Origin of the sequence: Lentzea sp. NPDC042327 (assembly GCF_040647275.1) — a bacterium.
GTDB lineage: Bacteria > Actinomycetota > Actinomycetes > Mycobacteriales > Pseudonocardiaceae > Lentzea.
Window position 1 is genome coordinate 231,173 of sequence record NZ_JBEZBX010000005.1, and the last position, 25,643, is coordinate 256,815.

At 71.7% G+C, this 25,643-nt stretch carries 23 protein-coding genes; 4 read left to right on the forward strand and 19 right to left on the reverse strand.

Annotated features, from left to right (window positions below; all coding sequences use genetic code 11):
* The first annotated feature begins 77 nt into the window (after positions 1-77).
* Positions 78-1,010, forward strand: coding sequence for a M28 family metallopeptidase (locus AB0A63_RS14905; protein WP_360390475.1), 933 nt, complete (start codon positions 78-80; stop codon positions 1,008-1,010).
* Between the two features lie 134 nt (positions 1,011-1,144).
* Positions 1,145-3,232, forward strand: a complete 2,088-nt coding sequence (locus AB0A63_RS14910; RefSeq protein WP_360390477.1) for a toll/interleukin-1 receptor domain-containing protein — start codon at positions 1,145-1,147, stop codon at positions 3,230-3,232.
* Here the strand turns inward: AB0A63_RS14910 and AB0A63_RS14915 are convergent.
* Positions 3,229-3,768 (reverse strand): TetR/AcrR family transcriptional regulator, encoded by a 540-nt coding sequence (locus AB0A63_RS14915; protein ID WP_360390479.1) that lies wholly within the window; start codon positions 3,766-3,768, stop codon positions 3,229-3,231. The two genes, AB0A63_RS14910 and AB0A63_RS14915, sit on opposite strands and share 4 nt — an antisense overlap.
* A gap of 59 nt (positions 3,769-3,827) precedes the next feature.
* Here AB0A63_RS14915 and AB0A63_RS14920 point away from each other — a divergent pair, with 59 nt between their 5' ends.
* Complete coding sequence (locus AB0A63_RS14920) at positions 3,828-4,289, forward strand: SRPBCC family protein (protein WP_360390481.1); 462 nt, start codon at positions 3,828-3,830, stop codon at positions 4,287-4,289.
* An 11-nt stretch (positions 4,290-4,300) separates the two neighbouring features.
* On the opposite strand, the gene AB0A63_RS14925 is transcribed toward AB0A63_RS14920, so the two are convergent.
* Both AB0A63_RS14925 and ileS read right to left on the reverse strand, forming a co-directional pair.
* Positions 4,301-4,771 (reverse strand): hypothetical protein, encoded by a 471-nt coding sequence (locus tag AB0A63_RS14925; RefSeq protein WP_360390484.1) that lies wholly within the window; start codon positions 4,769-4,771, stop codon positions 4,301-4,303.
* A 27-nt stretch (positions 4,772-4,798) separates the two neighbouring features.
* Positions 4,799-7,903: an isoleucine--tRNA ligase gene (gene ileS / locus AB0A63_RS14930; RefSeq protein WP_360390487.1), complete on the reverse strand. Its 3,105-nt coding sequence runs from the start codon at positions 7,901-7,903 to the stop codon at positions 4,799-4,801.
* Positions 7,904-8,150: 247 nt separating this feature from the next.
* Between ileS and AB0A63_RS14935 the strand changes: the two genes are divergently transcribed.
* On the forward strand, positions 8,151-8,495 hold the full coding sequence (locus AB0A63_RS14935; RefSeq protein WP_360390490.1) for a DoxX family protein: 345 nt from the start codon (positions 8,151-8,153) through the stop codon (positions 8,493-8,495).
* A gap of 15 nt (positions 8,496-8,510) precedes the next feature.
* Here the strand turns inward: AB0A63_RS14935 and AB0A63_RS14940 are convergent, their stop codons facing one another.
* The 16 genes from AB0A63_RS14940 to AB0A63_RS15015 form a co-directional block, all read right to left on the reverse strand.
* A complete protein-coding gene (locus AB0A63_RS14940) occupies positions 8,511-9,410 on the reverse strand; it encodes a hypothetical protein (RefSeq protein ID WP_360390493.1) in 900 nt (299 codons plus the stop codon).
* A gap of 40 nt (positions 9,411-9,450) precedes the next feature.
* On the reverse strand, positions 9,451-9,936 hold the full coding sequence (locus AB0A63_RS14945) for a hypothetical protein (protein WP_360390496.1): 486 nt from the start codon (positions 9,934-9,936) through the stop codon (positions 9,451-9,453).
* Positions 9,937-9,951: 15 nt separating this feature from the next.
* The gene (locus AB0A63_RS14950; RefSeq protein ID WP_360390498.1) at positions 9,952-10,770 is read right to left on the reverse strand and encodes a DivIVA domain-containing protein; all 819 of its coding nucleotides are present in this window, start codon (positions 10,768-10,770) and stop codon (positions 9,952-9,954) included.
* Between the two features lie 48 nt (positions 10,771-10,818).
* A complete protein-coding gene (locus AB0A63_RS14955; RefSeq protein WP_360390501.1) occupies positions 10,819-11,103 on the reverse strand; it encodes a YggT family protein in 285 nt (94 codons plus the stop codon).
* 10 nt (positions 11,104-11,113) lie between these two features.
* Positions 11,114-11,770, reverse strand: a complete 657-nt coding sequence (locus AB0A63_RS14960; protein ID WP_360390504.1) for a cell division protein SepF — start codon at positions 11,768-11,770, stop codon at positions 11,114-11,116.
* 66 nt (positions 11,771-11,836) lie between these two features.
* Positions 11,837-12,535: a YggS family pyridoxal phosphate-dependent enzyme gene (locus tag AB0A63_RS14965; RefSeq protein ID WP_360390507.1), complete on the reverse strand. Its 699-nt coding sequence runs from the start codon at positions 12,533-12,535 to the stop codon at positions 11,837-11,839.
* Complete coding sequence (gene pgeF / locus AB0A63_RS14970) at positions 12,532-13,236, reverse strand: peptidoglycan editing factor PgeF (protein ID WP_360390510.1); 705 nt, start codon at positions 13,234-13,236, stop codon at positions 12,532-12,534. The genes AB0A63_RS14965 and pgeF overlap by 4 nt, the downstream gene beginning before the upstream one ends.
* Before the next feature lie 77 nt (positions 13,237-13,313).
* Positions 13,314-14,633: a cell division protein FtsZ gene (gene ftsZ / locus AB0A63_RS14975; RefSeq protein ID WP_360390512.1), complete on the reverse strand. Its 1,320-nt coding sequence runs from the start codon at positions 14,631-14,633 to the stop codon at positions 13,314-13,316.
* 781 nt (positions 14,634-15,414) lie between these two features.
* Positions 15,415-16,164: an FtsQ-type POTRA domain-containing protein gene (locus AB0A63_RS14980; RefSeq protein WP_360390514.1), complete on the reverse strand. Its 750-nt coding sequence runs from the start codon at positions 16,162-16,164 to the stop codon at positions 15,415-15,417.
* Positions 16,161-17,528, reverse strand: a complete 1,368-nt coding sequence (murC, locus tag AB0A63_RS14985; protein ID WP_360390517.1) for a UDP-N-acetylmuramate--L-alanine ligase — start codon at positions 17,526-17,528, stop codon at positions 16,161-16,163. Before murC ends, AB0A63_RS14980 begins: the two co-directional genes overlap by 4 nt.
* Positions 17,525-18,628 (reverse strand): undecaprenyldiphospho-muramoylpentapeptide beta-N-acetylglucosaminyltransferase, encoded by a 1,104-nt coding sequence (gene murG / locus AB0A63_RS14990; RefSeq protein ID WP_360390519.1) that lies wholly within the window; start codon positions 18,626-18,628, stop codon positions 17,525-17,527. Before murG ends, murC begins: the two co-directional genes overlap by 4 nt.
* Positions 18,629-18,659: 31 nt before the next feature.
* Entirely contained in the window at positions 18,660-20,129 is a 1,470-nt protein-coding gene (gene ftsW / locus AB0A63_RS14995; protein WP_360390522.1) for a putative lipid II flippase FtsW, read from the reverse strand.
* On the reverse strand, positions 20,126-21,490 hold the full coding sequence (gene murD, locus AB0A63_RS15000; RefSeq protein ID WP_360390525.1) for a UDP-N-acetylmuramoyl-L-alanine--D-glutamate ligase: 1,365 nt from the start codon (positions 21,488-21,490) through the stop codon (positions 20,126-20,128). The genes ftsW and murD overlap by 4 nt, the downstream gene beginning before the upstream one ends.
* The gene (gene mraY, locus AB0A63_RS15005; RefSeq protein WP_065916843.1) at positions 21,490-22,575 is read right to left on the reverse strand and encodes a phospho-N-acetylmuramoyl-pentapeptide-transferase; all 1,086 of its coding nucleotides are present in this window, start codon (positions 22,573-22,575) and stop codon (positions 21,490-21,492) included. The genes murD and mraY overlap by 1 nt, the downstream gene beginning before the upstream one ends.
* Positions 22,572-24,032, reverse strand: a complete 1,461-nt coding sequence (gene murF, locus AB0A63_RS15010) for a UDP-N-acetylmuramoyl-tripeptide--D-alanyl-D-alanine ligase (RefSeq protein ID WP_360390528.1) — start codon at positions 24,030-24,032, stop codon at positions 22,572-22,574. The genes mraY and murF overlap by 4 nt, the downstream gene beginning before the upstream one ends.
* Positions 24,029-25,555, reverse strand: a complete 1,527-nt coding sequence (locus AB0A63_RS15015; RefSeq protein WP_360390531.1) for a UDP-N-acetylmuramoyl-L-alanyl-D-glutamate--2,6-diaminopimelate ligase — start codon at positions 25,553-25,555, stop codon at positions 24,029-24,031. Before AB0A63_RS15015 ends, murF begins: the two co-directional genes overlap by 4 nt.
* Positions 25,556-25,643: the final 88 nt, after the last annotated feature.

Consider the following 25,643-nt stretch of genomic DNA (forward strand, 5'->3'; position numbering starts at 1 on the left):
TTCGCCCCTAGCGCGGCTCATGCACGGCAGAGCATGTTGATCAGTGGCTCAATCCCTACCCTGCACGGAGTTGAACCATGAAGATCCTGATCGCGCTGGCGGCCGCCCTGACGGTGGCCGGAACCGCGCCGGCGCAAGCGGCCGCTCCGGCGGTCCTGGCAGCACCCGACATCAGCGTCGCGAACGTCCAGGCGCACCTGAACCAGCTCCAGTCGATCGCCACCGCCAACGGCGGCAACCGCGCCCACGGCAGGCCCGGTTACCTGGCCTCGGTGAACTGGGTGAAGGGCAAGCTGGACGCGGCCGGCTTCACCACCCGCGTCCAGTCGTTCACCAGCAACGGCGCCACCGGCTACAACCTGATCGCGGACTACCCCGGCGGCGACGCGAACAACGTCGTGATGCTCGGCGGTCACCTCGACAGCGTCAGCGCCGGTCCCGGCATCAACGACAACGGCACCGGTTCCGCCTCGATCCTGGAGGTCGCCCTCCAGGTGAAGGCCACCGGGTTCGCTCCCACCAAGCACCTGCGCTTCGCCTGGTGGGGCGCGGAGGAGCTCGGCCTGGTCGGTTCCACGTACTACGTGAACTCGCTGTCGACGACCGAGCGTTCGAAGATCAAGACCTACCTGAACTTCGACATGACCGGCTCGCCGAACCCCGGCTACTTCGTCTACAGCGCGTCCGGCCAGCCCTCCGGCTCCCTCGCGCTGCAGCAGCGGCTGCAGGCCGGGTTCTCCTCGATCGGCGTCCAGACCGAGCTGACCAGCGTCGGCGGCCGGTCCGACCACGCCGCGTTCGCCCGCGCCGGCATCCCGGTCGGTGGCACGTTCACCGGCGCCGAGGGCATCAAGACCTCGGCCCAGGCGCAGAAGTGGGGCGGCTCCTCCGGTGTCGCGTTCGACCGGTGCTACCACCGGTCCTGCGACACCTCGGCCAACGTCAACGCGACCGCGTTGGACCGCAACGCGGACGTGATCGCCTACACCCTGTGGGCGACGGCGGCCTGATCGCGTTCTGAACACCCGCACGGCCGCACCGGGTCCTGCCCCGGTGCGGCCGTGCGGCGTTGTGGCCCGGTTCCGTCGCACCCCTGCTGCGTTTGCCCCTGTTCGCGGCGGCGCCCGACCGCGATCATGGGCCGGTGACCGGGGTGGGGGCGCAACGGGTTTTCATCAGCTACTCACGGCGGGAGTTCCACTTCGCCGAGGAGGCGGCGGCCGTGCTGGGGGCGCGGGCCGGCCTCGACCCGTGGCTCGACGTGCAGCGGCTGCGGCCGGGCACGGACTGGGCCGCGGCACTGGACGAGGGCCTGGAGCAGGCCGACGCGCTGCTGTTGCTGGTGTCGCCGGCCGCGCTCGCCTCCGCGTACGTGCGCCACGAGTGGACGCGCGCGCTGGAGCGCGGCATTCCCGTGCACCTCGGCGTGGTCGAGGCCGCCGTGCTGCCGCAGGAGCTCGCCGGTCTGCCGGTGCACGACCTGCGCACCCGGTTCTGGGACCGGACCGCCGGGCTCGCGGCCGCCATCGCGTCCGGACGGGCGGAACCCGGTGGCAGCGCGCCACTTCCGAGCCGGTGGGGGTGGCCGCGGATGCCGGTGCCGGTGCTCGCGGTGTTCCTGCTGCTGGTGGTGACGACCGCCGTCCTCGGGTGGGCGTTCGTGCTGCTGGCGGTGACGGACGTGCGGATCACCGGGCTCACGTTCGACCCGTTCGGCGGCACCGGGTGGACCCGGCAGAGCGCGTTGCTCGCGTTGCGGCAGAAGTACTGGCTGACGATGCTGTTCCTGTTCATGGGCCTGACGGCGATGGTGTTCGCGGCGCTGACCGGGGTGGTCCTCGCGGGCGCCGGTCTGCCGCGGCGGCGCAGCCGGTTCAGCGCGTTGCTGTTCGCGTTCACCTCCGCCGCCGGATCGGCGCTGGCGCTGGGCTACGTGGCGCAGGTGGTCGTGGGGACCGTGCCGTTGCCGGGGCTGCCCGACCACGTGTTCCTCGACCGGTCGCTGCGTTACGAGCTGTACGCCATCCCGCCGGAGGTGGCCGGTGCGCTGGAGACGATCACCGTGCTGCTGGTCGTGGTGGTGCTGTGCGGTCTGGCGGGCACGGCCCTGGTGCTCCGCTCCCGTGTCCTGCGGCTGTGGCTGCCGACCGGCTCGGGCACCCGCCGCACCCGCCTGCCGCCCATGACCCGCGCCGAGCACCGCGAGCTCCTGGCGGGCTGGCCCGCCTACCACGAGGCACTTCCCGCGGACCGGAAGGGCCGCAACCCCTGGCTGGTCCTCACCCAGTTCCTGGCGCAGCGCGGCGTCCCGTCCGAGTCGCGGGACGGGCCGTCCGTCGGGGTGCGGTGCCTCGCGCCCGCCGACGAGCCGGTCGCCGACGAGATCAGGGCGGCCTGCCTGCGCGCGGGCCTGACCACGTCCTCCTCGCCCCGCTGGACCCTGGTGCTGGTCAGCGCGCAGGTCCCGTGGGAGGAGGCGGCCGAGGCGATCCGCTCGCTCGGGCCCGACGCGATCGGCGTGCTGCTGGACCCGCTCGCGTTGCCCGCCGACGACAAGGACCTGCGCCGCCACCAGTGGCTCGACTTCCGCGAACGCCGCTCCGACACCCTGCTGTTCCTGCTGTCGTCGTTGCGCTCACCGGCCGCGGCCGCCGTCGAGGACGGCATGGCACCGACCCCGCTCGTCCCCAACCGGTTCCTCGCGCCGCCGGAGGTCCGCGCGTTCCTGCAGTACGGCCGCACCCTGCCCGCGTTCGCCGCGGCTTTCGCGGTGGTGTACCTGGCCTTCCACCCGTCGGCCTGGCAGTCGGCCGTGCTGTGCGCCCTGGCTGCGCTGCTGGTCTGGCGCCACACCGCCCTGAACCGCGGGGTGGTGACGCGGCGGTGCACCGCGACCGCCTTCCGCCGCGGTTACTGGTCGGCCTGGCTGCTCTTCGCGCTGTGGACCGGCGTGGCGGTGTCACTGCTGTGGACCCCGGTCGACGGCGTCCAGCCCGGCCGCGGCAACCCCGCGGTCCTGTACCCGATCGCGCTGGTGCTGCTGGTCGTGCTGCTGGCCGACACCGTGCTCTTCGCCCTCTACCTGCCCCTGCGCACCCGCTGGCTCCCCCTCGTCGTCGCGGGCGGGCCACCACCGCGCACCCGGACCGACGCCTGGACGGTGTTCCCGGCCCTGACGGCCGCGGCCGGTGCGATGGCGGCCATGTCGGTGCACCTCGTGGGGCTGCCCTAGCCGCGCCGGAGCAGGACCTCCACCGCCTCGTCGACCACCGGCTCGACCAGCTCCGGCGACGTCACCCACATCTGCGCCTGCCCGAGGTAGAGGCTGAACGCGATCAACGCCCGCTTCCTCGCCTGCTCCGGCGCGAACCCGAGCTGCTCGAACAGCACCGCGAGGTAGGCGATCCGCTTCTCGGTGACCCGCCGCAGCACCGGCGCGATCACCTCGTCGTCGGCGCCGGCCTGCAACGCCATCTCCACCGACCCCTTGTGGGTGCGGTCGAGCACCGTCGCGAACAACGTCCTGAGCCTGGCCTCCGGCGTCAGCTCCGCCTCGACCAGCTCGATGACCTTCTCGGTGTGCTCGCGCTCCCACCGCTCGACGGTGGCCCTGAGCAACTCCTTCCGGCTCTTGAAGTGGTGGTAGACGCTGCCCTTGGTGGCGCCCTCCCTGGCAGCGAGCGGCTCGATGGCGACGGCACCCAGCCCGCCTTCCGCCAACGCTCTCAGCGCTTTCTCAGTCCAGTCGTCACGAGTCCTCCGCACCACGGTTCCATACGCTACCGTACGTTCCAGGAACATACGCCACCGCATGGAGGGGGATCACCATGATCAGGAACGTCCACTCGCGGGACCTCGGCGTGCCGGCCGGTCCGTTCGTCGAACGCATCCAGGAGCTCTGGCCACCCGCCTGGGGCAGGCAGGAGTTCGACCGCCCGCTCGGCGTCGGCGCCGACGGCGGCCACGGCCCGATCCGCTACCACTGCACGGAGCTCATCCCCGGTTCGTCGATCACCTTCGCGTTCTCGAGCGGCGAGGGCACCCACACGTTCTCGGCCGCGGGCACCGTCCTGACCCACGAACTGGTCGGCGAGTTCGCCCCGCTCACCCGCCTGCGCTGGGCGCTGGTGGTGCGGTGGCTGCACGACGCCTGCCTGGAGGACCTCCTCGACGCCTGCGAACGCGCAGCCGGCCGCGAACCGGCCCGCCCAGCCCGGTGGTCGCCCTGGGTGCGGCTGCTGCGACAGGGCCTCGGGATGCTGACGAAGCGTCGCGCAGTGCGGGTGTGAGGCCGGGCGGGTCACGGCTCAGAGGCAGTGCGCCTCAACGGGCACGAAGCTGCCGTCCCGGTATGCGCGCCCGTACAACGCACCCGTGTCCGCGAACTTCTCGTAGATGCCCGCGGGCACCGGCTCACCCGCACCACCCGCCGCACCGCCGCGGAGCCCCGGACGTCAGCCCCACCACGTCGCACGTCCCACACCACACCGACCGGGTCGCCCCACCCGTCCTCGGCGGCGAAGCCGACGACGTATCCGGCCCGCGCCGAGCGCACCACCGTGTAGCGGTGACCGGCCGGCGGCTGGAGGGTGCTGCGTTCACCGGCGGCGTCCCAGACCTGCCCGAGCACCGGCTCGTCCCGCGCGCCGTACCGGGTGGCGACGACCCGCCCGTCGTCGTCGAAGTCCTCGACCTGGTAGGTGGCGCCGTCATCGGTGCCCGCGATCGTTTTCCGCCGTGCACACGGGACGGGGCCGTTTCCGGTCGACATCCCCGGAAACGGCCCCGTCTCACGTCATCAGGCGCGTGCCACGGCCACCTTCACCTTGGCACCGTCGCCGACCGTGCCCTCCGAGACACCGGCCCCGAACACCACGTCCGCGGTCAGCGTCTCCGACTTCACGAACTCCAGGTGCCGCTCCACGGCCGCGCGGACCTCCTCGGGCAGCTCCAGCGTCAGCGTGATCCGGTCGGACACGTCCAGCGCGGCGTCCTTGCGCGCCTGCTGCACCACCCGCACGAGGTCACGCGCGACACCCTCGGCCTCCAGCTCCGGGGTCACCGCCGTGTCCAGCACGACGACGCCGCCGCCACCGGGCAGTGCCGCCGTGGCGGCCGGATCCGTTGCCACCAGGCGCTGTTCGTACTCGCCCTCGAACAGCTCGATCCCGGCGGCCACGACCTGACCGTCCACGAGGGACCAGTCGCCGGCCTTGACGGCCTTGATCACCTTCTGCACGTTAGGGCCGAGCCGCGGACCGGCCGCGCGCGCGTTGACGACCAGCTGGAACTGGCCGTACGCGTCGACGTCGGGGGTCAGCGACACCTCCTTGACGTTCACCTCGTCGCGCACGATCTCCGCGAAGTCCTCCAGCGCCGCCGCCGAAGAAGAAGCAACCGTCAAGCGCGCCAACGGAAGCCGCACGCGCAGCTTGTTCGCCTTGCGCAGCGACAACGCCGTGGAGCAGACCGCGCGCACCTCGTCCATCGCCGCCACGAGCGCGTCGTCCGCGGGCAGGTCGGTCACGGCCGGGAAGTCCGCCAGGTGCACGGAACGGCCACCGGTCAGCCCCCGCCACACGACCTCGGCCGTGTACGGCAGCAACGGCGCCGCGACGCGCGTGACGACCTCCAGCACCGTGTGCAGCGTGTCGACCGCGTCTTGGTCGCCGGACCAGAAACGGCCGCGCGAACGCCGCACGTACCAGTTCGTGAGCACCTCCAGGTACTCGCGGACCAGCTGGCAGGCACCGGAGATGTCGTAGACGTCCATCGCCGCGGTGACGTCGCGCACGAGGTCGTGCGTCTTCGCCAGCGCGTACCGGTCCAGCACGTGCTTCGAGTCGACCCGCCAGGTGCCCTCGACGCCCTCGGCGTTGGCGTACAACGCGAGGAAGTACCAGGAGTTCCACAGCGGCAGCACGGCCTGGCGCACCGCGTCGCGGATGCCGCGCTCGGTCACCACCAGGTCGCCGCCGCGCAGGATCGGCGAGGCCATCAGGAACCACCGCATGGCGTCGGAGCCGTCGCGGTCGAAGACCTCGTTGACGTCCGGGTAGTTCTTCAGCGACTTGGACATCTTCTGGCCGTCGTCACCGAGCACGATGCCGTGCGCCACGCAGTCGCGGAACGCCGGCCGGTCGAACAGCGCCGTCGCGAGCACGTGCAGCGTGTAGAACCAGCCGCGCGTCTGCCCGTTGTACTCGACGATGAAGTCGCCGGGGTAGTGGTTCTCGAACCACTCGGCGTTCTCGAACGGGTAGTGCACCTGCGCGAACGACATCGAGCCCGACTCGAACCAGCAGTCGAGCACGTCCGGCACGCGGCGCATCGTCGACCGGCCGGACGGGTCGTCCGGGTTCGGGCGCACGAGCTCGTCGATGTGCGGGCGGTGCAGGTCGGCCGGGCGCACGCCGAAGTCGCGCTCCAGCTCGTCCAGCGACCCGTACACGTCGGTGCGCGGGAACTCGGGGTTGTCCGACACCCACACGGGCAGCGGCGAGCCCCAGTAGCGGTTGCGCGAGATGTTCCAGTCGCGCGCGTTCTCCAGCCACTTGCCGAACTGGCCGTCCTTGATGTGGCCGGGCACCCAGTTGATCTGCTGGTTGAGCTCGACCATCCGGTCCTTGAACTGCGTGACCGCGACGAACCACGCCGACAGCGCGCGCTGGATCAGCGGGTTGTTGCACCGCCAGCAGTGCGGGTACGGGTGGTCGTAGGTCTCGTGCCGCAGCAGCAGACCGGCGTCCTTGAGGTCGCGGATGATCTGCTTGTTCGCCTCGAACACGTGCACGCCCGCGTACGGCGGCACCTCGGCGGTGAACGTGCCGTCGGAGCCGACCGGCACGACGACCTCGATGCCCGCCGCGTCCGTCACGACCTTGTCGTCCTCACCGAACGCCGGTGCGATGTGGACGATGCCGGTGCCGTCGTCGGTGGTCACGTAGTCGGCGGTCAGCACCTGGTGGGCGTTCTCGCGGCCGACGAAGAAGTCGAACGGCGGCAGGTACCTCTTGCCGACCAGGTCCGCACCCTTGTACCTGGCGACGACCTCGGGCTCCTCGCCCAGCTCCCGCGCGTAGGCGGCGACGCGGGCCTCGGCCAGCAGGTACCTGTCGCCGTCCGAGCCGACCACGGTCACGTAGTCGACGTCCGGGTGCACGGCGGCGGCGAGGTTGCTCGGCAGCGTCCACGGCGTGGTCGTCCAGACCAGGGCCTTCTCGCCGGACTCCAGGCGCAGCGCCACCGTGACGGCCGGGTCCTGCCGGTCGCGGTAGGCGTCGTCCATCTTGGTCTCGGTGTTGGACAGCGGCGTCTCGCAGCGCCAGCAGTACCACAGCACGCGGAAGCCCTCGTAGATCAAGCCCTTGTCCCACAAGGCCTTGAACGCCCACATGACGCTTTCCATGTAGTCGAGGTCGAGCGTCTTGTAGTCGTTGTCGAAGTCGACCCAGCGCGCCTGCCGCGTCACGTAGTCGCGCCACTGGTCGGCGTACTGCAGCACCGACGTGCGGCAGGCCTCGTTGAACTTCTCGATGCCCAGGGCGTCGATCTCGTTCTTGTGCGTGATGCCGAGCTGCTTCTCCGCCTCGTACTCGGCGGGCATGCCGTGCGTGTCCCAGCCGAACCGGCGCTCGACGTGCTTGCCGCGCATGGTCATGTAGCGCGGCACGACGTCCTTGACGTAACCGGTCAGCAGGTGGCCGTAGTGCGGCAGGCCGTTGGCGAAGGGCGGGCCGTCGTAGAAGACGAACTCGTTCGCGCCGTCGTCGCCCACCGGGTTGCGGTCGATGCTCGCCTGGAAGGTCTCGTCGTCCTTCCAGTACCCGAGCACGTCCTGCTCGAGGTTCGGAAAGGACGGCTGCGCCGGGACCTCGTTCGCTCCGGCCCTGGGGTAGGCCATCTCCACTGCTCCTCGCGGTCAGATGTGACACGCGAGGACGACACGCCGATGTGGCTCGGCGAGCCGCGGTACCACCCCGCTTGCCCACCACGCGGGTGAGCCGCTCGTTCTTCGGCTGTCACGGGCCGGTCCCGTCCGGTTCTACTGAGGTTCGCCGAACCCGTTCTTCCGGAGGCTCCCCGGTGATGGCCGGATCGGTGCCTGTGGTTACAGCGTAACGGGTGGGCGCAAACCGTATGCTCGCGCGATGACGTTGACCACCGCGCTGTCCATCGTGCTGGCCGTCCTGTTCGTCGCGACCGGCGCCGGCAAGCTCGTGGGTGCGCGGAAGTCGATCGAGGTCCGCGACCACTTCCGGATGAGCGGCGGCCTGTGGCGGACCATCGGCGCGCTGGAGTGGGCGGGCGCGGCCGGTCTCGTCGTCGGCTCGTTCACCTGGGCGTGGGTCGCGCACGCGGCGACGGTCGGTCTGGGCCTGCTGATGGTCGGCGCGACGGTCACCCGGCTGCGGTACGACTCGAAGCCGACCGGCGTGGTGCTGGACCTGGTGCTGCTCGGCCTGCTGATCACCCTGCTGTTCCTGGACCGCTGAGCGGCGACTCCGCCCCTACGGGCGCGGCCCGAGCTCCACGATCCTCGCGCCGCCGAGGTCGGGCAGCCGGCGGACGGCCCGGCGGCCCCGGACGAGCATGACCGCGGGGACCAGCAGCAGGACCAGTGCGACCGCGACCACCGGCAGCCAGAGCGGGAAGCCCGGCGGCGGCACGGTCTCCCGCACGAACGCCAGCAGGTCCGCCCGCACCGGCCCGTCGGCCAGCCGGGCGCCCTGGGCAGAGCCGGGCACGGTCTTGACGGTGCTGAACAGGGCCGCGTTCCCGAGCCGCGCCACGACGCCGGTGGCGGTCACCTCGCGCCCGCCACCGAGGCCCACACCGTCGTCCTCCGCCGCGGCGAGGAAGACGGGCCCGTCGAACGCCTCCAGGCCCGCGGCGGCGTCGAGCACGTTGCCGCCCATCGCCACGCGTTCGAGCGGGGAGAGCAGGAACATGCCGTGCAGCCGGGGCACGTCGGCCGCGACCGCGGCGAGGGCGGTCGCACCGGTGGTCCCGGCGCCCGCCATGAGCGAGGTCACCCCGCGCCGTTCCAGCTCCTGGGCGGCGGCGACCACGTCGTGGTCGAACCGGAAGGACTTGCCGAGGTCGAGCACCTCGGTGCGCGCCTGGAGCAGGAGCACCTGGTAGCCGTCGTCCTCAAAGTGGCGCGCGAGCGGCAGCCAGTCGCAGAACCCGTCGGTCACCCCTGGCACGAGCAGCACGCCCTTCGGCCCGCCGCCGAGCACCAGCCCGGTCAGCTCCAGGTCGTCGGCGGCCCGGAACGCGACAGCGCCACCGCGCAGGTCGGCCGGCACGCACCCGTCCAGCTCAGGACCCGCGACCGCGGTGGACGTGCCGCCGAGCAGCACGAGGACGGCTACGGCTGCGGCGTGGACCAGTGTTCTGAAAGGCACACCGCATTCTGGACCCCCGCACGGCCTCGGCAGGCGGGAATCACGCGGACCGGCTCCGGCGCACCAGCGCGCCGTCGGGCGCACACACCCCGCAGGGCGTGAAACCGAGCTGACGTGCCTCCTGCACCGGGAGGCCCAGCGTGGGCCTCCCGGCGAGCCAGGAACACGAGCTCAGGTGGTACCGGGGCCGCTCGTCCAGCACCCGCACCTCGTCCACCAGGTCGGCCACGACGAGCAGGTCCGCCGCGTCGGTGTCCTCTTCCGGTGGTTCCTCGTCAGCAGGCGGCGTGTCGGCAGGCGCCGGCGAGACCACCTGATGATCATCAGGTACAGCATGTTGATCTACACTCTGGGCTGCGGCCGCGGGGTCCCCCGGACGTCGTCGCCACCAGTCCCATGCGAGGACCAGGGCGGCGAGCGCACTCGCTCCCACGGAGGCCCACGCCCAGATCGTGTCGGACGTGGTCAGCGCGGGCACGAGCAGCCCGAGGGCGGCCAGCACCAGAAGCAGAACTACGAAGAGCACCTAGCGAACAGTAGTTCAGCCCGCTTCGGCGCGTGCGCCGAAGGAGTAGCCCTGGGAGCGCCCCTCGGACGGAGCGGCGGGGCCGCGGTCCTGGAGGTCGCGCAAGGACGACTCGAGCATCGTCTTCAGCCGCGTGCGGTACTCGCGCTCGAACGTCTGCAGCTTGTCGATCTGCTTCTCGAGCGTGTTCTTCTCCTGGGTGATGTTGCCCATCACCTCTGCGTGCTTGCGCTGCGCGTCGCGGTCGAGCGCGGTGGCCTTCTCACGGGCCTGCCGCTCGAGCGTCTCGCTGCGCGTGCGCGCGTCGTTCAGCATGGTCTCGGCACGCGTGCGCGCCTCGTTGACCATCGTGTCGGCCTTCACGCGGGCGTCGGACAGCAACTGCTCCGACTTCGTGCGCGCCTCGGACAGCATGCCGTCCGCCTCGGCCTTGGCCTCGCCGGTCAGCCGGTCCGCCATCTCCTGGGCGAGACCCAGGACCTTCGCGGCCTGCACGTGGTGGTCTCCGCCACCACCGGGCGACGTCTGCTCCATCACCGAGGGCGGCGGGACCGGCGCCAAGCGGCGCGGCGGCTCCTCGACCGGCATACGGCTCGTCACGGGGCCGGCAGAAGCCTTCGCACGCGCGTCGTCGAGGTCGGCACGCGCGGTCTCGAGCTGCTGGTCGAGCTGCTCCACCTGCTGACGGAGGTCGTTGTTCTCCTCGATCAAGCGGGCCAGCTCGCCCTCAACCAGGTCGAGGAACGCGTCCACCTCGTCCTCGTTGTAGCCCCGCTTGCCAATCGGCGGCTTGCTGAATGCAACGTTGTGCACATCAGCGGGGGTCAACGGCATCGGATCACCTCTCGCACTCCTGGGCTGCGGTCATCCCACGGTTCCCCGTCACCTGGGATCTGCAACTTGCATCAAAATGATAACGAGCAGCCACAGCACAATAATCGATAGGTCCAGTCCGACGCCTCCGATCCGCACTGTCGGGATCACCCGACGCAGCGTTCGGACCGGAGGATCGGTCACGGTGTAAACGGTCTCCAGCGTCACGGCGACGCCGCCCGCAGGACGCCACTCCCTCGCGAACGTCCGCACCAGCTCGACCACGACGCGCGCGGTCAGGAACAGGGAGAACGCGAAGAGGAGGTAGTAGATGACGAGACGGATCGGGTCCACGGGGTCAACTCTAACCGCGGTTCCCGAACCCGCCCTCCGCCAGCTTCCTCCGGTCCTCCGCCGTCACGTCGACGTTGGGCGGTGAGAGAAGGAACACCCTGCTGGTGATCTTGTCCATGGACCCGCGCAGAGCGAACGCGAGCCCGGCCGAGAAGTCGACGAGGCGCTTGGCGTCCGCGTCGTCCATGTCGGTCAGGTTCAGGATCACCGGCGTGCCGTCGCGGTAGTGCTCCCCGATCGTGCGCGCCTCGCTGTAGCTGCGCGGGTGCAGCGTCGTGATGCGCGCCAGCGGGTTGCCCGCGGCCGGCTCGGCGACCGGGCGCAGCCTGCTCACGGGCTCGCGCTGCGGGTCGACCGCCAGCGCACCGTGCACCGGTGCGTCAGCGCTCCAGCGCCGCGTGCCCAGGGGGCTGCTCACCCCGCGCCGCGACTCCGGCTCGTAGTCGTCCGACTCGTCGAGGTCGGCCCGGTACCCGGAGCCCTGGAGCTCCGACCGGCCCGCCGTGAACGCGCGGCCGCGTCGCGGGTAGTCGTAGTCGTCGGCCTCGGCCGCGTACTCGGACCGGTAGTCGCCGTAGCGACCGCGGTCGTCCTCGTAGCCGGGGTCGTCTGCGTACTCGGCGGGGACCATCCCGAAGTAGGCCTTCAGCTTGTGCAAAGCGCTCATTCCAGCCCCTCCTCGGCGGTGCCCCACTTTAGGGACGGCGCGGACGGTCCCGAGGTTCCCGACACCCTAGGGCGAGGTTAGTCGCCGGCTGCCGAGCAACGCCGTTCCGACACGCACACAGGTAGATCCGTGCGAGATGGCATCTTCCAGGTCGCCGCTCATCCCCGCTGACAGCACGACAGCACTGGGATGATCATCACGTAGGCCTGATACCACCGAAGCCAACGCTTCAAACGCCTGCGCCGGCCTCATCGTCAGAGGGGCGACGGTCATCGCCCCTCGAAGAATAAGATCACCCGAACGAGTGATCACGTTAGCCACTTCCGCAACATCGGCCACGGCCACCCCACCGCGTGACGTGTCACCGTCCAGGCTGACCTGCAGCAACACGTCCAGCGTGCGGCCCGCCGCGTGCGCCGCCTTCGCCAGCGCCTCGGCCAGCCGGACCGAGTCGACCGAGTCGACCTGGTGGGCCCACCCGACGACGGACCGCGCCTTGTTCCGCTGCAACCGCCCGACCATGTGCCACCGGGCGTCGGTGAGGTGTGCCAGCTGACCGGCCTTCGCGGCGGCCTCCTGGTCGCGGTTCTCGGCGAAGTGGCGCAGACCGAGCTCGTAGAGGTGCTCCACGTCGCTCGCGGGCCAGGTTTTCGTCACCGCGAGCAACATCACCTCGCTCGGGTCGCGCCTGGCCGCCGCGCACGCCTTCCCGATGCGGTCGCGCACGTCCGCGAGGTTCGCCGCCAGCTCGTCGCGCCGGTTCACGGTTCGATCCAGACGACGGAGGCGAGCCGGCCGGTCGGGTTCTCCCTGCGGTGGCTGAACAGGTCCTTCTCCTCGAAGGTGCAGCGCGGGTCGCCCCCGATCCGCGCCACCCCCGCGCTCGCGAGCTGGTTCCACAGCCCGGCCCTCAGGTCCAGGGCCGGCGTGCCCTTGCGCGACTTCGACGCGCTGCCGGGAAGGTGCTTCTCGACGTCCCGCTGCATCTCCGCGGGCACCTCGTAGCACTCGCCGCACACGCTCGGCCCGAGCAGCACCTCGATCCGGTCGAGCTCGGCGCCCTGCGCCATCATCGCCTTGAGCGCCTCGACCACGACACCGACCCTCGCACCGACCCTCCCGGCGTGCACGGCGCCGACGACACCGGCCTCCTGGTCGCCGAGCAGCACCGGCACGCAGTCCGCCGTCAGCACGGCGAGCCCGAGACCGGGCTCTTTCGTCACGACCGCGTCGGTGGCCTCCAGCGGTTCGGCCCGCGGCCCGTCGACCACCGCGACGGTGCGGCCGTGCACCTGTTCCATCCAGACCAGGCGGTCCGGGGTGAGCCCGACGCCCTCGGCGAGCCGGGCCCGGTTCGCCTCGACCGCACCGGCGTCGTCCCCGACGTGGTCACCGAGGTTGAACGAGTCGTACGGGGCTTTGGACACACCACCGGCACGTGTGGTGACAACACGACGAATACGCACGCCCACAGCCTAGTTCTCGAACGACGGAGGACCCCCGAGCACGGGTGCTCGGGGGTCCTCCGGGGTCTGCGCCCTGGTCAGCGCCGCATGAACGGCGGCACGTCCACCTCGTCGTCCGGGTCGTCGGTGACCGGGACCGGCCGCGAGGGCAGCGAGCCGTTCTGCGTCAGCGGCCGCGGCACGGACGGCGCGTAGCCGTTGCCCTGCACGTGCGAGGGCTGCGGCGGCACGGCCGTGGGCGGCTGCTGCACCGGCGGGGCGGGACGCACCTCCGGCTGCGGCTGCGGGACCGGCGGCGGGGCCTGCACCACGGGCGGCGGTGCCTGCACGACCGGCTGCGGAGCGGGGGTCGGTGCCGGTGTCGGCGCTGCCGTGGCGGCGGCGATCGGACCGGTGGCGGTGCGCTGCGGCGAGGACAACGCCGTCGGCTCCAGCTTCTTGTGCGTGGGACCGCCGCTGTCGAACCCGGCCGCGATCACCGTGACCCTGACCTCGTCGCCGAGGGAGTCGTCGATGACCGTACCGAAGATGATGTTCGCGTCCGGGTGCGCGGCCTCCTGGACCAGCGACGCGGACTCGTTGATCTCGAACAGGCCCAGGTCGGAGCCACCCGCGATGGACAGCAGCACGCCGTGCGCGCCCTCCATCGAGGCCTCCAGCAGCGGCGAGTTGATCGCCTTCTGCGCGGCCTGGACCGCTCTGCCCTCACCGCGCGCCGAGCCGATGCCCATCAACGCCGAGCCGGCGCCGGACATGACGGACTTGACGTCCGCGAAGTCCAGGTTGATCAGACCGGGGGTGGTGATCAGGTCGGTGATGCCCTGGACACCGGAGAGGAGCACCTCGTCGGCCGAGCGGAACGCGTCCATCAGGCTGACGCCGATGTCGCCCAGCTGGAGCAACCGGTCGTTCGGGATGACGATGAGCGTGTCGCACTCGTTGCGCAGCGCCTGGATGCCGTCCTCGGCCTGCTTGGCGCGCCGCTTGCCCTCGAACGAGAACGGGCGCGTCACGACACCGATGGTCAGCGCGCCGAGCTTGCGGGCGATCGAGGCGACCACGGGAGCGCCACCGGTACCGGTGCCACCGCCCTCACCTGCGGTGACGAAGACCATGTCGGCCCCCTTGAGGACCTCCTCGATCTCCTCGCGGTGGTCTTCCGCTGCCTTGTGGCCGACCTCGGGGTTGGCCCCGGCGCCGAGGCCGCGGGTCAACTCGCGGCCGATGTCGAGCTTGACGTCGGCATCGGACATCAGCAAGGCCTGCGCGTCGGTGTTCACCGCGATGAACTCGACGCCCTTGAGCCCGACCTCGATCATGCGGTTGACGGCGTTGACACCGCCACCACCGATGCCGACGACCTTGATCACCGCGAGGTAGTTGTGCGGGGGCGTCATCGGATCCGCCTTCCTGATCGTGGTCCGTGCTGTGGTGCTGGGTGGTGATGCACCCGGATTGGAACTCTCAACCTCTCGGCGAGACTCAGAGTTATGTCAACCCCATATGTTCCTGCTGGACGGTAAGCACCGGCGGTGCGTCGGTCCAGCAGCCACGCCGCAGATTCCCAACACTGTGCGCTACTACTCCCCGGTCGTGCCGTCAAGCAGTCCGCACGATGCTGAGCACTGCGCACCACAAGCGTAGTCGTGCCCCGGATCTGGAGATCGTCTCCCCCACCTTCTCGCGGTTCCGGCCTTCCCGCGGGACGCCCCCCCGCCGCCGCCGGTAGGCGGTGACGGTCCCGCCGACGCCGCCGGTGGGGCGACCGCGCCGGGACCGCTGTTGATCGTCCTGTGTGGACTTCGTCGCGGTGGCGGGCGACCTTGAGTACTTCCTTCGGGTGACAACGACCAGGACGGCTAATGCCACACCGGCCACGCCGATGAGCACGGTAGTCGTCCACGTCCCAGGAGGTCCGTCTTGGCACCCGCACCCGCGTCCGTGCGTTCGCTCGTCGTCGAGGCGATCGTGCTGGAGCTCGTCACGAGCAGGCTCGGCAGCCTGGTCGTGCGGTTGCTGAAGCCGGCCGGCTGACCCGGACCCCAGGAGAGATCCCCGTGTGCTCCCGGCCGAACCCGCGCACCCAGCGCCGCCCGCGCCGCGTCCCGACGCCGTCCCGCCCGCGCAACCCGCGGCCCTGACCCCGCTGAACCACCGCGGTTCGAGCAGTGGTCGCGGCTAAGAGATGGTGGCCAGGTCCGGTGAGGTCACGTCGAACGCCGTCCCCTCGCGGGTCAGCAGCACCAGCAGCACGGCCGCCTTCCGCGGCGTGTCCTCGGACCCGCCCCACTTCACGAGGCGGTCGCCGGACAGCACCAGCTTCACGTCGGCGCCGGTCGTGGCCGACACCTGCAGCACCTCGGCGCGCAGCGCCGCCGGCAGCTCGTTGACGACGCCGACCGCGGCGCGCGTGGCCGGGTCGACCGCCGACGGGGTGGCGAGGACCAGGTCGGGCACGCCCGGCGCGGGGGCCGGCATGGTCGCGTAGTCCTTGCCGGTCGAGTCGACCAGGTGGTAGCCGTCCGACAGCTTCACGGACCCGACCGGGACGCGTTCGGTGACGAGCAACCGGACCGTGCCGGGCAGCTGCCGTTCGACCTCGATGGCGGCGATGCGCGGGACTGCGGCGACTCTCTCGCGGATGGCTTGCAGGTCCAAGCGCACCAACGGGGCGCCGGACTCGATGGCGGCCGCGGCGCGCACCTCGTCGTCGGTGAGCACCACGGCGCCGTGCACGTCCACGTTGCGGACGCCCAGCAACGGCGTGAAGAACACCCCGTAGGTCAGGCCGATGAGGCCCAGCACCGTTGCCAGAGCGACCAGGCGGCGACGCAGGATGATCCTGCGCCGCGCCCGGTGCTCGGAACTCCTCGCGCGCCGGTTCGCGGGGCGAGCGCGCTGGGACCTGCCGCGAACCGGGGCGCTCATGACAGCGCGCTGACGATCTCGGGACCGAGCATCGTGACGTCGCCCGCCCCCATCGTGACGACGAGGTCGCCGTCGCGGACCAGCGACGCCACCAGTGCCGGCACGCGGTCGAACGACGGCTCGTAGTGCACGGAGGCGGTGACCTGGTCCGCGATCAACGCACCGGTGACACCGGGTTCCGGTTCCTCGCGCGCGCCGTACACGTCCAGCACGACGACCTCGTCGGCCAACGACAGCGCCGCGGCGAACTCGGTGGCGAACGTGCGCGTGCGCGAGTACAGGTGCGGTTGGAACACCACGACGACACGGCCCGCTCCCGCGACCGGACGTGCCGCACGCAGCTGCGCGTCGACCTCGGTCGGGTGGTGCGCGTAGTCGTCGTAGACCGACACGCCACCGGCACGGCCCTTGAACTCGAACCGCCGCCGCACGCCGCCGAACGCCGCCAGGCCTTCGAGCAGACCGGCCTGGTCCGCGCCCAGCTCCAGCCCGGCCAGCAGCGCGGCGACCGCGTTCAGCGCCATGTGCTCGCCCGGCACGGCGACCCGCACCTCGACCGCGACGCCGCCGATCTCGACCGACGCCAGGCCACCGCTCTCCGCGGGCTTGTAGTCGACGATCCGCGCGTCGGTGGCCGTGCGGCCGTACTCGCGCACCCGGATGCCGCGCGCGCGGGCCTCGGTGATCAGCCGCGCGGCGCCGGGGTCGTCCACGCAGGACACCAGCACGCCGCCGGGCGTGATGCGGTCCAGGAACGAGTCGAACACAGCGGTGTACGCCTCGACCGTGCCGTGGTGGTCCAGGTGGTCGGCCTCGACGTTCGTCACGACCGCGACGGACGGCGAGAAGAACAGGAACGAGCCGTCGGACTCGTCGGCCTCGGCGACGAACACCCCGCCCGTGCCGTGGTGCGCGTTCGCACCGGACTCGTTCAGGTCGCCGCCGATGGCGAACGACGGGTCGACGCGGCAGTGCTGCAGCGCGACGGTCAGCATCGACGTGGTCGACGTCTTGCCGTGCGTGCCGGCCACGCACACGACCCGCTGGTCCTCCATGAGCGCGGCCAGCGCCTCGGCGCGGCGCAGCACCGTGATGCCTCGCTCGCGGGCCGCCGCGTACTCCGGGTTCGTCTCCCTGATCGCGGTCGACACCACGACCTCGGTCGGGCCGCCGACCAGCTGGTCCAGGTTCGCCGCGTCGTGCCCGACGGCGATGCGCGCACCCTGGGCGCGCAGGGCGAGCACGGTCCGCGAGTCCTTGGCGTCCGAACCGGACACCTGCACGCCGCGGGCCAGCAGGATGCGGGCGATGCCGCTCATGCCGGCACCACCGATGCCGACGAGGTGAACGCGTCCGAGACTCACTTCTTGATCACCTCCAGGACCCGGCGGGCCAGGACCTCGTCGGCCTCGCGCCGGCCGGTGCCCAGCGTCGCCGCGGACATCGCCGCCAGCCGCTGCCGGTCCGCCACCAGCGGCACGACCAGGGAGGCCACCTTCTGCGGGGTCAGCTCCTCGTCCGGCACCAGCAGGCCGCCACCGGCCGACACGACCGGTCCGGCGTTGAGCGCCTGCTCGCCGTTGCCGTGCGGCAGCGGCACGAACACCGCGGGCAGGCCCACGGCGGACACCTCGGCGACCGTCATCGCACCGGACCGGCACAGCACGGCGTCCGCGGCCGCGTAGGCCAGGTCCATGCGCTCCAGGTACGGCACCGGCACGTAGGCGGGCCGGCCGGGGACCTGTTGCACCGCAACGGTGTTCTTCGGCCCGTAGGCGTGCAGCACGCCGACGCCCGCGCGGGCGAACTCGGCGGCCACGGGTGCCACGGCCTCGTTGATCGACCGCGCGCCCTGCGAACCGCCGAAGACCAGCAGCGTCGGCGCGTCCGGGTCCAGGCCGAAGAACCGGCGGGCCTCGGCGCGCAGCGCGGCGCGGTTCAGCGTCGTGATCGAGTGGCGCAGCGGGATGCCGATGACCTCCGCGTCCGCGAGGCCGGAGTCCGGCACCGCCGCCGCCACGTGTTCGGCGAACTTCGCGCCGACCTTGTTCGCGAGACCGGCCTTCGCGTTCGCCTCGTGCACCACGATCGGCACCCGGCCGCGCGCGGCGAGGTAGGCGGGCAGCGCCACGTAGCCGCCGAAGCCGACGACGACGTCCGCGCCCACCCGCTCCAGCACCTCGCGGGTCTGCTTCACGGCGCCGCGCACGTTCAGCGGCAGCTTCAGCAGGTCCAGCGTGGGCTTGCGCGGCATCGGCACCGGCGGGATCAGCTCCAGCGGGTAGCCGCGGGCCGGCACGATCTTGCTTTCCAGGCCGCGCTCGGTGCCGAGCGCGACGACGCGCGCGTCGGGTCGCAGCCGCATGACCGCGTCGGCCAGCGCCAGTGCCGGCTCGATGTGTCCCGCGGTGCCACCGCCCGCGACCACGACGCACGGACCACTGGGGGCAGGGTGCCCGGTCAAGACGTTCCTCCGGTGTTGGTGTGCTGCGAAATCAGTTGTACCGCCCGCGTCCGCGGGTCGATCGGCCTTGCTCTGAACGGCTCTGGTTCACCCGCCGCGTTTCGCGGCGACGGTACTCCGAGGGCGGAGCGGAGCGTCCAGCCACACGACGTTCGTCCACCACCGGGAGTTGTGCGGTGCGGTTGCGGCCGGGTGCGCGCGGGGGCGTCGACGGGCGGACCGGCTTGCGCTTGGGCGGCGGCTTGTAGGCCTCGGGTGCGGGCAGCTTCAGCAGGCCACCGACCCGGCCGGGGCCGAGCGAGCGCAGCGCAGACACCGCTTCCGGCTCGTGCCGGGCGCAGTTCGCGAGGATGCCGAACACCACCATGGTCGTGACGATCGACGTGCCGCCGGCGGAGATCATCGGCAGCGTCAGACCGGTGACGGGCAGCAGCTTCACGACGTAGCCGATGTTGATCGCGGCCTGCGCGACCAGCCACACCGTCAGCGTCGCCGCCACGATCCGGATCCACGGGTCGGTGTTGCGCGCGGCGACCCGCAGACCGATCCACGCGAGCGTGCCGAACAGCGCCAGCACCAGCGCGCACCCGACGAACCCGAGCTCCTCGCCGATGACCGCGAAGATGAAGTCCGACTCGACGTTGGGCAGGTACCGCCACTGCGAGCTGCCCCGCGCGAGGCCCTTGCCGAACAGGCCGCCCTCGGCCAGCGCGAACATCGCCTGCCGGGCCTGCAGACCGGCGCCCTGCGGGTCCGCGTTCGGGTCGAGGAACGACGTGACGCGCGAGAGCCGGTAGGTCGCCCCGATCGCGAGCACGACGGCACCGGCCACCGCGCCGCCGAGGATCACGCCGAACAACCGCATCGGCGCGCCCACGAACCACAGCAGGCTGACCAGCACCACGCCGAGCGTGATCGTGCCGCCGAGGTCGGGCTGCAACATGACCAGCGCGAACACCAGCATCGCCACGGGCACGACGGGCACCAGCAGGTGCCGGTACTGCGAGAGCAGCGCCCGCTTGGTCACGAGCACGTGCGCGCCCCACAGCGCGAGCGCGAGCTTCACCGCCTCGATCGGCTGGAACGACACCGGCCCGAGGGTGAACCACGACCGGGCGCCACCGCGCACGTCACCGAGCGGCGTCAGCACCAGCGCCAGCAGCAGCACGCCGATGCCCATCGCGGCCGTCGACAGGTGCCGCAGCTTCCGCAGGGGGAACCGCAGCACCACCCAGAACAGCACCGCGCCGACGCACACGTAGATCAGCTGCTTCTGGAACACGCTGTAGGCGGAGACGCCCGAGGCGACCTGCCCCGGCGCGGACGCCGACAGCACCATCACCAGGCCGAGCACGGTCAGCATGCCGAAGACCGCGAGCAGCAGGTGGAAGTCCGCCAGCGGACGGCTCAGCCACGCGGTCAGACCGCCGCGCACCGACGCGACGCGCCTGGCGGGACGCGCCTTGCGCTTGGTCCCCGTCTTCTCCGCGACGACGCTCATCGGCCGATGAGCTCCCGCACCGCGGCGGTGAACGCCTGCCCGCGATGGGCGTAGTCGGTGAACATGTCCATGGAGGCCGCTGCGGGGGCGAGCAGCACGGTGTCACCCGGCCCCGCCAGTTCCCGGGCAGCACGTACCGCGACGGTCATGGCCCCATCGTCCCCCGCGTCAAGGACCCGAACGGGGACATCGGGCGCGTGTCGCGCCAGTGCGTCCGCGAGGACCTGCCGGTCCTGCCCGATCAGCACCACGCCGTGCAGCCGGTGGGCCTCGGTGCGGACCACGTCCTCGACCGACGCGCCCTTGAGCAGGCCGCCCGCGATCCACACGACGCTGTCGAACGCGCGCAGCGACGCCACCGCCGCGTGCGGGTTCGTCGCCTTCGAGTCGTTGACGTAGCGGATGCCGTCGGCCTCGCCGACCAGCACGGCGCGGTGGGCGGCCGGTTCGAACGACTCCAGGCCCTCGCGCACGGCTTCGGACGGCACGCCGTACGCGCGCGCCAGCGCCGTCGCCGCCAGGGCGTCCGCGATGCCGGGCGGGCCGGCCGGGCGGATCTTGGCCACTTCGACCAGCGGCTCGTCGTCGGCGAACGCGCGGTCCACCAGCCAGCCGCCGCGCACGCCGAGCTGGCCCTCCGCGGGCTCCTCCAGGGTGAACCCGACCTTGTCGCGCGCCGGGGCGTCCTCCAGCAGGTCGACGACGAGCTCGTCGTCGAGCCAGCCGATCGCGACGTCCCCGGTCAGCACCCCGGCCTTGGCCCGCGCGTAGGCCTCCATGCCGCCGTGCCAGTCCAGGTGGTCCTCGGCGAGGTTGAGCAGCGCACCGGCCTGCGGGCGCACCGACGGCGCCCAGTGCAGCTGGAAGCTCGACAGCTCCACGGCGAGCACCCGGCGCCCGGCCAGCAGCGCGTCCACGACCGGCAGTCCGACGTTGCCGCAGGCCACGGCGTCCGCGCCGGCCGCGCGCAGGATCGACTCCAGCATGCCGACGGTCGTGGTCTTGCCGTTCGTGCCGGTCACCGCGAGCCACACCGGCGGGTCGGCGAGCTCGGCGGCCATCCGCCAGGCCAGCTCGACCTCGCCGATCACCTCGACGCCCGCCGCCGACGACGCCGCGAGCAACGGGCTCGACGGCTGCCAGCCGGGGCTCGTGACCACCAGCGACGTGCCCGCGGGGGGTTCGGTCAGGCCGGGCACCAGCTCGACGCCCTCCAGCAGCGACTCCAGCGCCGCCAGCCGGTCGGGGGACGAGTCCGTCACCACGACCTCGGCGCCCGCCGCGAGCAACGCCTCCGCCGCGGACCGGCCGGTCACCCCGGCACCGGCGACCAGCACCCGCGACCCGGCCAGCTTCGTCATCAGAACCCGCCCGTCAGCCACTCGCTGTAGAAGACGCCCAGACCGAACATGCAGCAGATGCCGGCCATCAACCAGAACCGGATGATGACCGTGGTCTCCGCCCAGCCCGCCAGCTCGAAGTGGTGGTGGAACGGTGCCATGCGGAACAGCCGCCGTCGTGACGTGCGGAAGACGGCGACCTGCATCGCCACCGACAGCGCCTCGACCACGAACAGACCACCGATGACGATCATCAGCAGCTCGGTGCGGGTCGCGATCGCGAGACCGGCGACCAGGCCGCCGAGCGCGAGCGAGCCGGTGTCACCCATGAAGATCTTGGCGGGGGCGGCGTTCCACCACAGGAAGCCGATGCAGCCGGCCATCGCGGCCGCGGCGATCACCGCGAGGTCCAGCGGGTCGCGCACGTCGTAGCAGCCGACCACCGCGTAGCTGGTGCAGTTGTAGCGGAACTGCCAGAACGAGATCACGACGTACGTGCCGAACACCATCGCCGACGAGCCGCCGGCGAGGCCGTCGAGGCCGTCGGTCAGGTTCACGGCGTTCGACCAGGCGGCGACCATGCCGTAGCAGAAGACGATGAACCCGATCGTGCCGAACGAGACGACGGTGATGTCGCGGACGAACGACAGGTTGACCGACGCGGGGGTCAGGCCCTCCTTGTTCGGGAACTGCAGCACGAGGATCGCGAACGTGATCGTCGCGATGAACTGGCCGACCAGCTTCGCCGTCTTGTTCAGGCCCAGGTTGCGGGCCTTGCGGATCTTGATGAAGTCGTCGAGGAAGCCGACGAGCCCCAGCGACGTCGTCAGCATCAGCACGAGCAGGCCGGACGCCGTCGGGGTCTGCCCGGACGCCGAGGCCGACATCGAGTTCACCAGGTGCGTGCCGAGGTACCCGGCCCACATCGCGACCAGGATGGCGAGACCACCCATGGTCGGCGTGCCGCGCTTGGTCTTGTGGTGCTGCGGGCCGTCCTCGCGGATCTCCTGGCCGAAGCCCTGGCGCGAGAAGATCTTGATCAGGTACGGCGTCAGCAGGATCGACACCGCGAGTGCGATCGCAGCCGCGATCAGGATGCTCTTCACTTGGTTCCTGCCTCCAGCAGGGCCTCGGCGATGCGCCACAGGCGGTAGGCGTTGGATGCCTTGACCAGCACGACGTCACCGGGCCGGAGTTCCGCGCGCAGCAGCTCGATCGCCGCGTCCGCGTCCGGCACCAGGACGGATTCCTCTCCCCAAGATCCTTCCAGGTGCGCGCCCTGGTGCATCGCGCGGGCCGCGTCGCCGATCACGACGAGCTTGCTGATGTCCAGGCGCACCACGAGCCGGCCGATCTCGTCGTGCTCGCGCACGGCGTCGTCGCCCAGCTCGGCCATCGGGCCGAGCACGGCCCAGCTGCGGCGGGCGGGCGTGGCGGACCGGGCGATCGTCGCGAGCGCCTTCAACGCCGCCCGCACCGAGTCCGGGTTCGCGTTGTAGGCGTCGTCGACCACGGTCACGCCGTCGGCCCGTTCGGTGATCACCATGCGGTGCGCGGACACCCGTTCCGCGGCACCGAGTCGTTCGGCCACCTCGGCGGGCGTGGCGCCCAGCTCCAGCGCGATGGCGGCGGCGACCAGCGCGTTGCCGACCTGGTGCGCGCCGCTGACGCCGAGCTTGACGTGCGCCTCGCCCCGCGCGGTCCGCAGCGTGAAGCTCGCACGGGCCTGCTCGTCGAGCTCGATGCCCACCGCGCGCACGTCCGCGTTGGGGCTCTCACCGACGAGGACGACCTTGGCCCTGGTGCGGCTCGCCATGCCCGCGACCAGCGGGTCGTCGGCGTTGAGGATGGCGACGCCGTCCTCCGGCAGCGCCTCGACCAGCTCGCCCTTGCCCTGCGCGATGCCCTCGCGGGAACCGAACTCGGACAGGTGCGCGGTGCCGACGTTGAGCACGGCACCGAACTTCGGCGGCGCGACCCCGCAGAGGTTCGCGATGTGCCCGACCCCGCGCGCGGACAGCTCCAGCACCAGGAACTTCGTGTCCTCGCCCGCCCGCAGCGCGGTCCACGGGTGGCCGAGCTCGTTGTTGAACGACTCCGGCGGCGCGATGACCTCACCGGTGGGGCGCAGCACCTGGGCGATGAGGTCCTTCGTGGACGTCTTGCCCGCCGACCCGGTGATGCCGATGATCGTGAGGTCCGCCAGCCGGTCGGTGACGTGGCGCGCGAGCTTCGCGAGCGCCTCCAGCACCGCGGCGCCCTCGCCGTTCTGGTCGCCGGCGAGCACGTAGGCGTTGGCGTGCCTGGTCGGCACCGGCGGCGCGATGACCGCGGGGGCGTCGACCTCGCGGCCGGCCAGCACACCGGCCGCGCCCGCCGCGACGGCCTGCGCCGCGAAGTCGTGGCCGTCCACGCGTTCTCCCGGCAGGGCCAGGAACAGACCGCCGTCGGTGACCTTGCGGGTGTCGAACTCGATGGTGCCGGTGACGACCGGGCTGCCATCGGTTGCGTGCAACCGTCCACCGACGACCTCTGCGATCTCGGCGAGCGTGAGTGCGATCAACGGTGCGCCTTCCTGATCGCGGCGGTCAGGGTCTCCACGTCCGAGAACGGGTGGATCACGCCGGCGATCTCTTGTCCCGTCTCATGTCCTTTGCCCGCCACGACGACGACATCGCCGGGAAGTGCCAGCTCGACGGCCTTCCCGATCGCGAGCCCCCGGTCGCCGATCTCCAGCACCTCGCCCCGGTTCGCGGTGGCGAGGGCGCCTTCGAGCACGGCGGCCCGAATGGAGGACGCGTCTTCGCTCCTGGGGTTGTCATCGGTGATGATCACCACGTCGGCGCGTTCCGCCGCGGCCTCCCCCATGAGGGGCCGCTTGGCCCGGTCGCGGTCACCGCCGCAGCCGAGCACGACGATCACCCGGCCGTCGGTCTTGGCCCTCACCGCGTCCAGCGCGAGCGCGACGGCGGCGGGCTTGTGCGAGTAGTCGACGACGGCGGTGAAGTCCTGGCCCTCGTCCACCCGCTGCATGCGGCCGGGCACCTGCACGGCCGCGAGACCGGCACGGATCGCCTCGGCCGGGACGCCCTCCGCGTGCAGGCAGGCGATGGCCAGCAGGGCGTTCGCGACGTTGAAGCTGCCCGCGAGCGGGAGGTGGACCTCGACGTCGCCGTCCGGGCCGTGCGCGGTGAAGGTTTGCTCGCCGGTGGCGCTCACCTCGACACCGCTCGCGGTCCAGTCGGCGGGCTTCGTCGTCGCGACGGTGACGGTGCCCGGCTTGACCAGCCTGGGGCCCCAGTCGCCGTCGACGCAGACGACCTCGCGGCGCGCGCGACCGTCGAACAGCTGCGCCTTGACCTGGAAGTACTCCTCCATGTCGGCGTGGTAGTCGAGGTGGTCCTGGCTGAGGTTCGTGAACGCGCCGACCTCGAACTCGGTGGCGGCGACGCGGCCCATGTGCAGCGCGTGGCTGGAGACCTCCATCGCCACGTCGGTGACACCGCGCTCGGCCATCACCGCGAACAGCGCCTGCAGGTCCGGCGCCTCCGGCGTGGTGTGCGAGCTGCCGAGCTGCTCGTCGCCGATGCGGGTGCCGACCGTGCCGATCAGCCCGGTGGTGCGGCCCGCGGCCTTGAGCACCGACTCGATCATGTACGTGGTGGTGGTCTTGCCGGACGTGCCGGTGACCCCCCATAGCCGCACCTTCGCCGACGGCCGCCCGTAGACGTGGGCGGCGAGCAGCCCGACCACCTCGCGCGGGCGCGGGTGGATGAGCACGGGCACGTCCTTGAGGGACTCGCGAGCGGCACCGGCCTCGTCCGTGAGCACCGCGACCGCACCGTTCGCGAGAGCGGTCTCCGCGAAGTCGGCACCGTGCGCGTGGGCGCCGGGCAGCGCGGCGTAGAGGTCGCCGGGGACCACGTGCTGTGCACGCAGAGTCACCCCGGTGATCTGGACGTCGGCGTGCGCGGGACGCGTCAGGTGCACGTCGGCGACCGCGGCCAGGGCAGCCGCGGACGCAGGTCGGATGTGGTTCGGGCGGGGCGGGGCGGTCGCGACCTTGCCCTCGAGCTTGGCAGGCACGCGCAAGAGGCTACCGGCGTGCGGAGAGTGGCCGGTCGGCGCGTTGGCAATCGGCTGACGTCGCCGTTCCACCGCGCTCGGGACCACG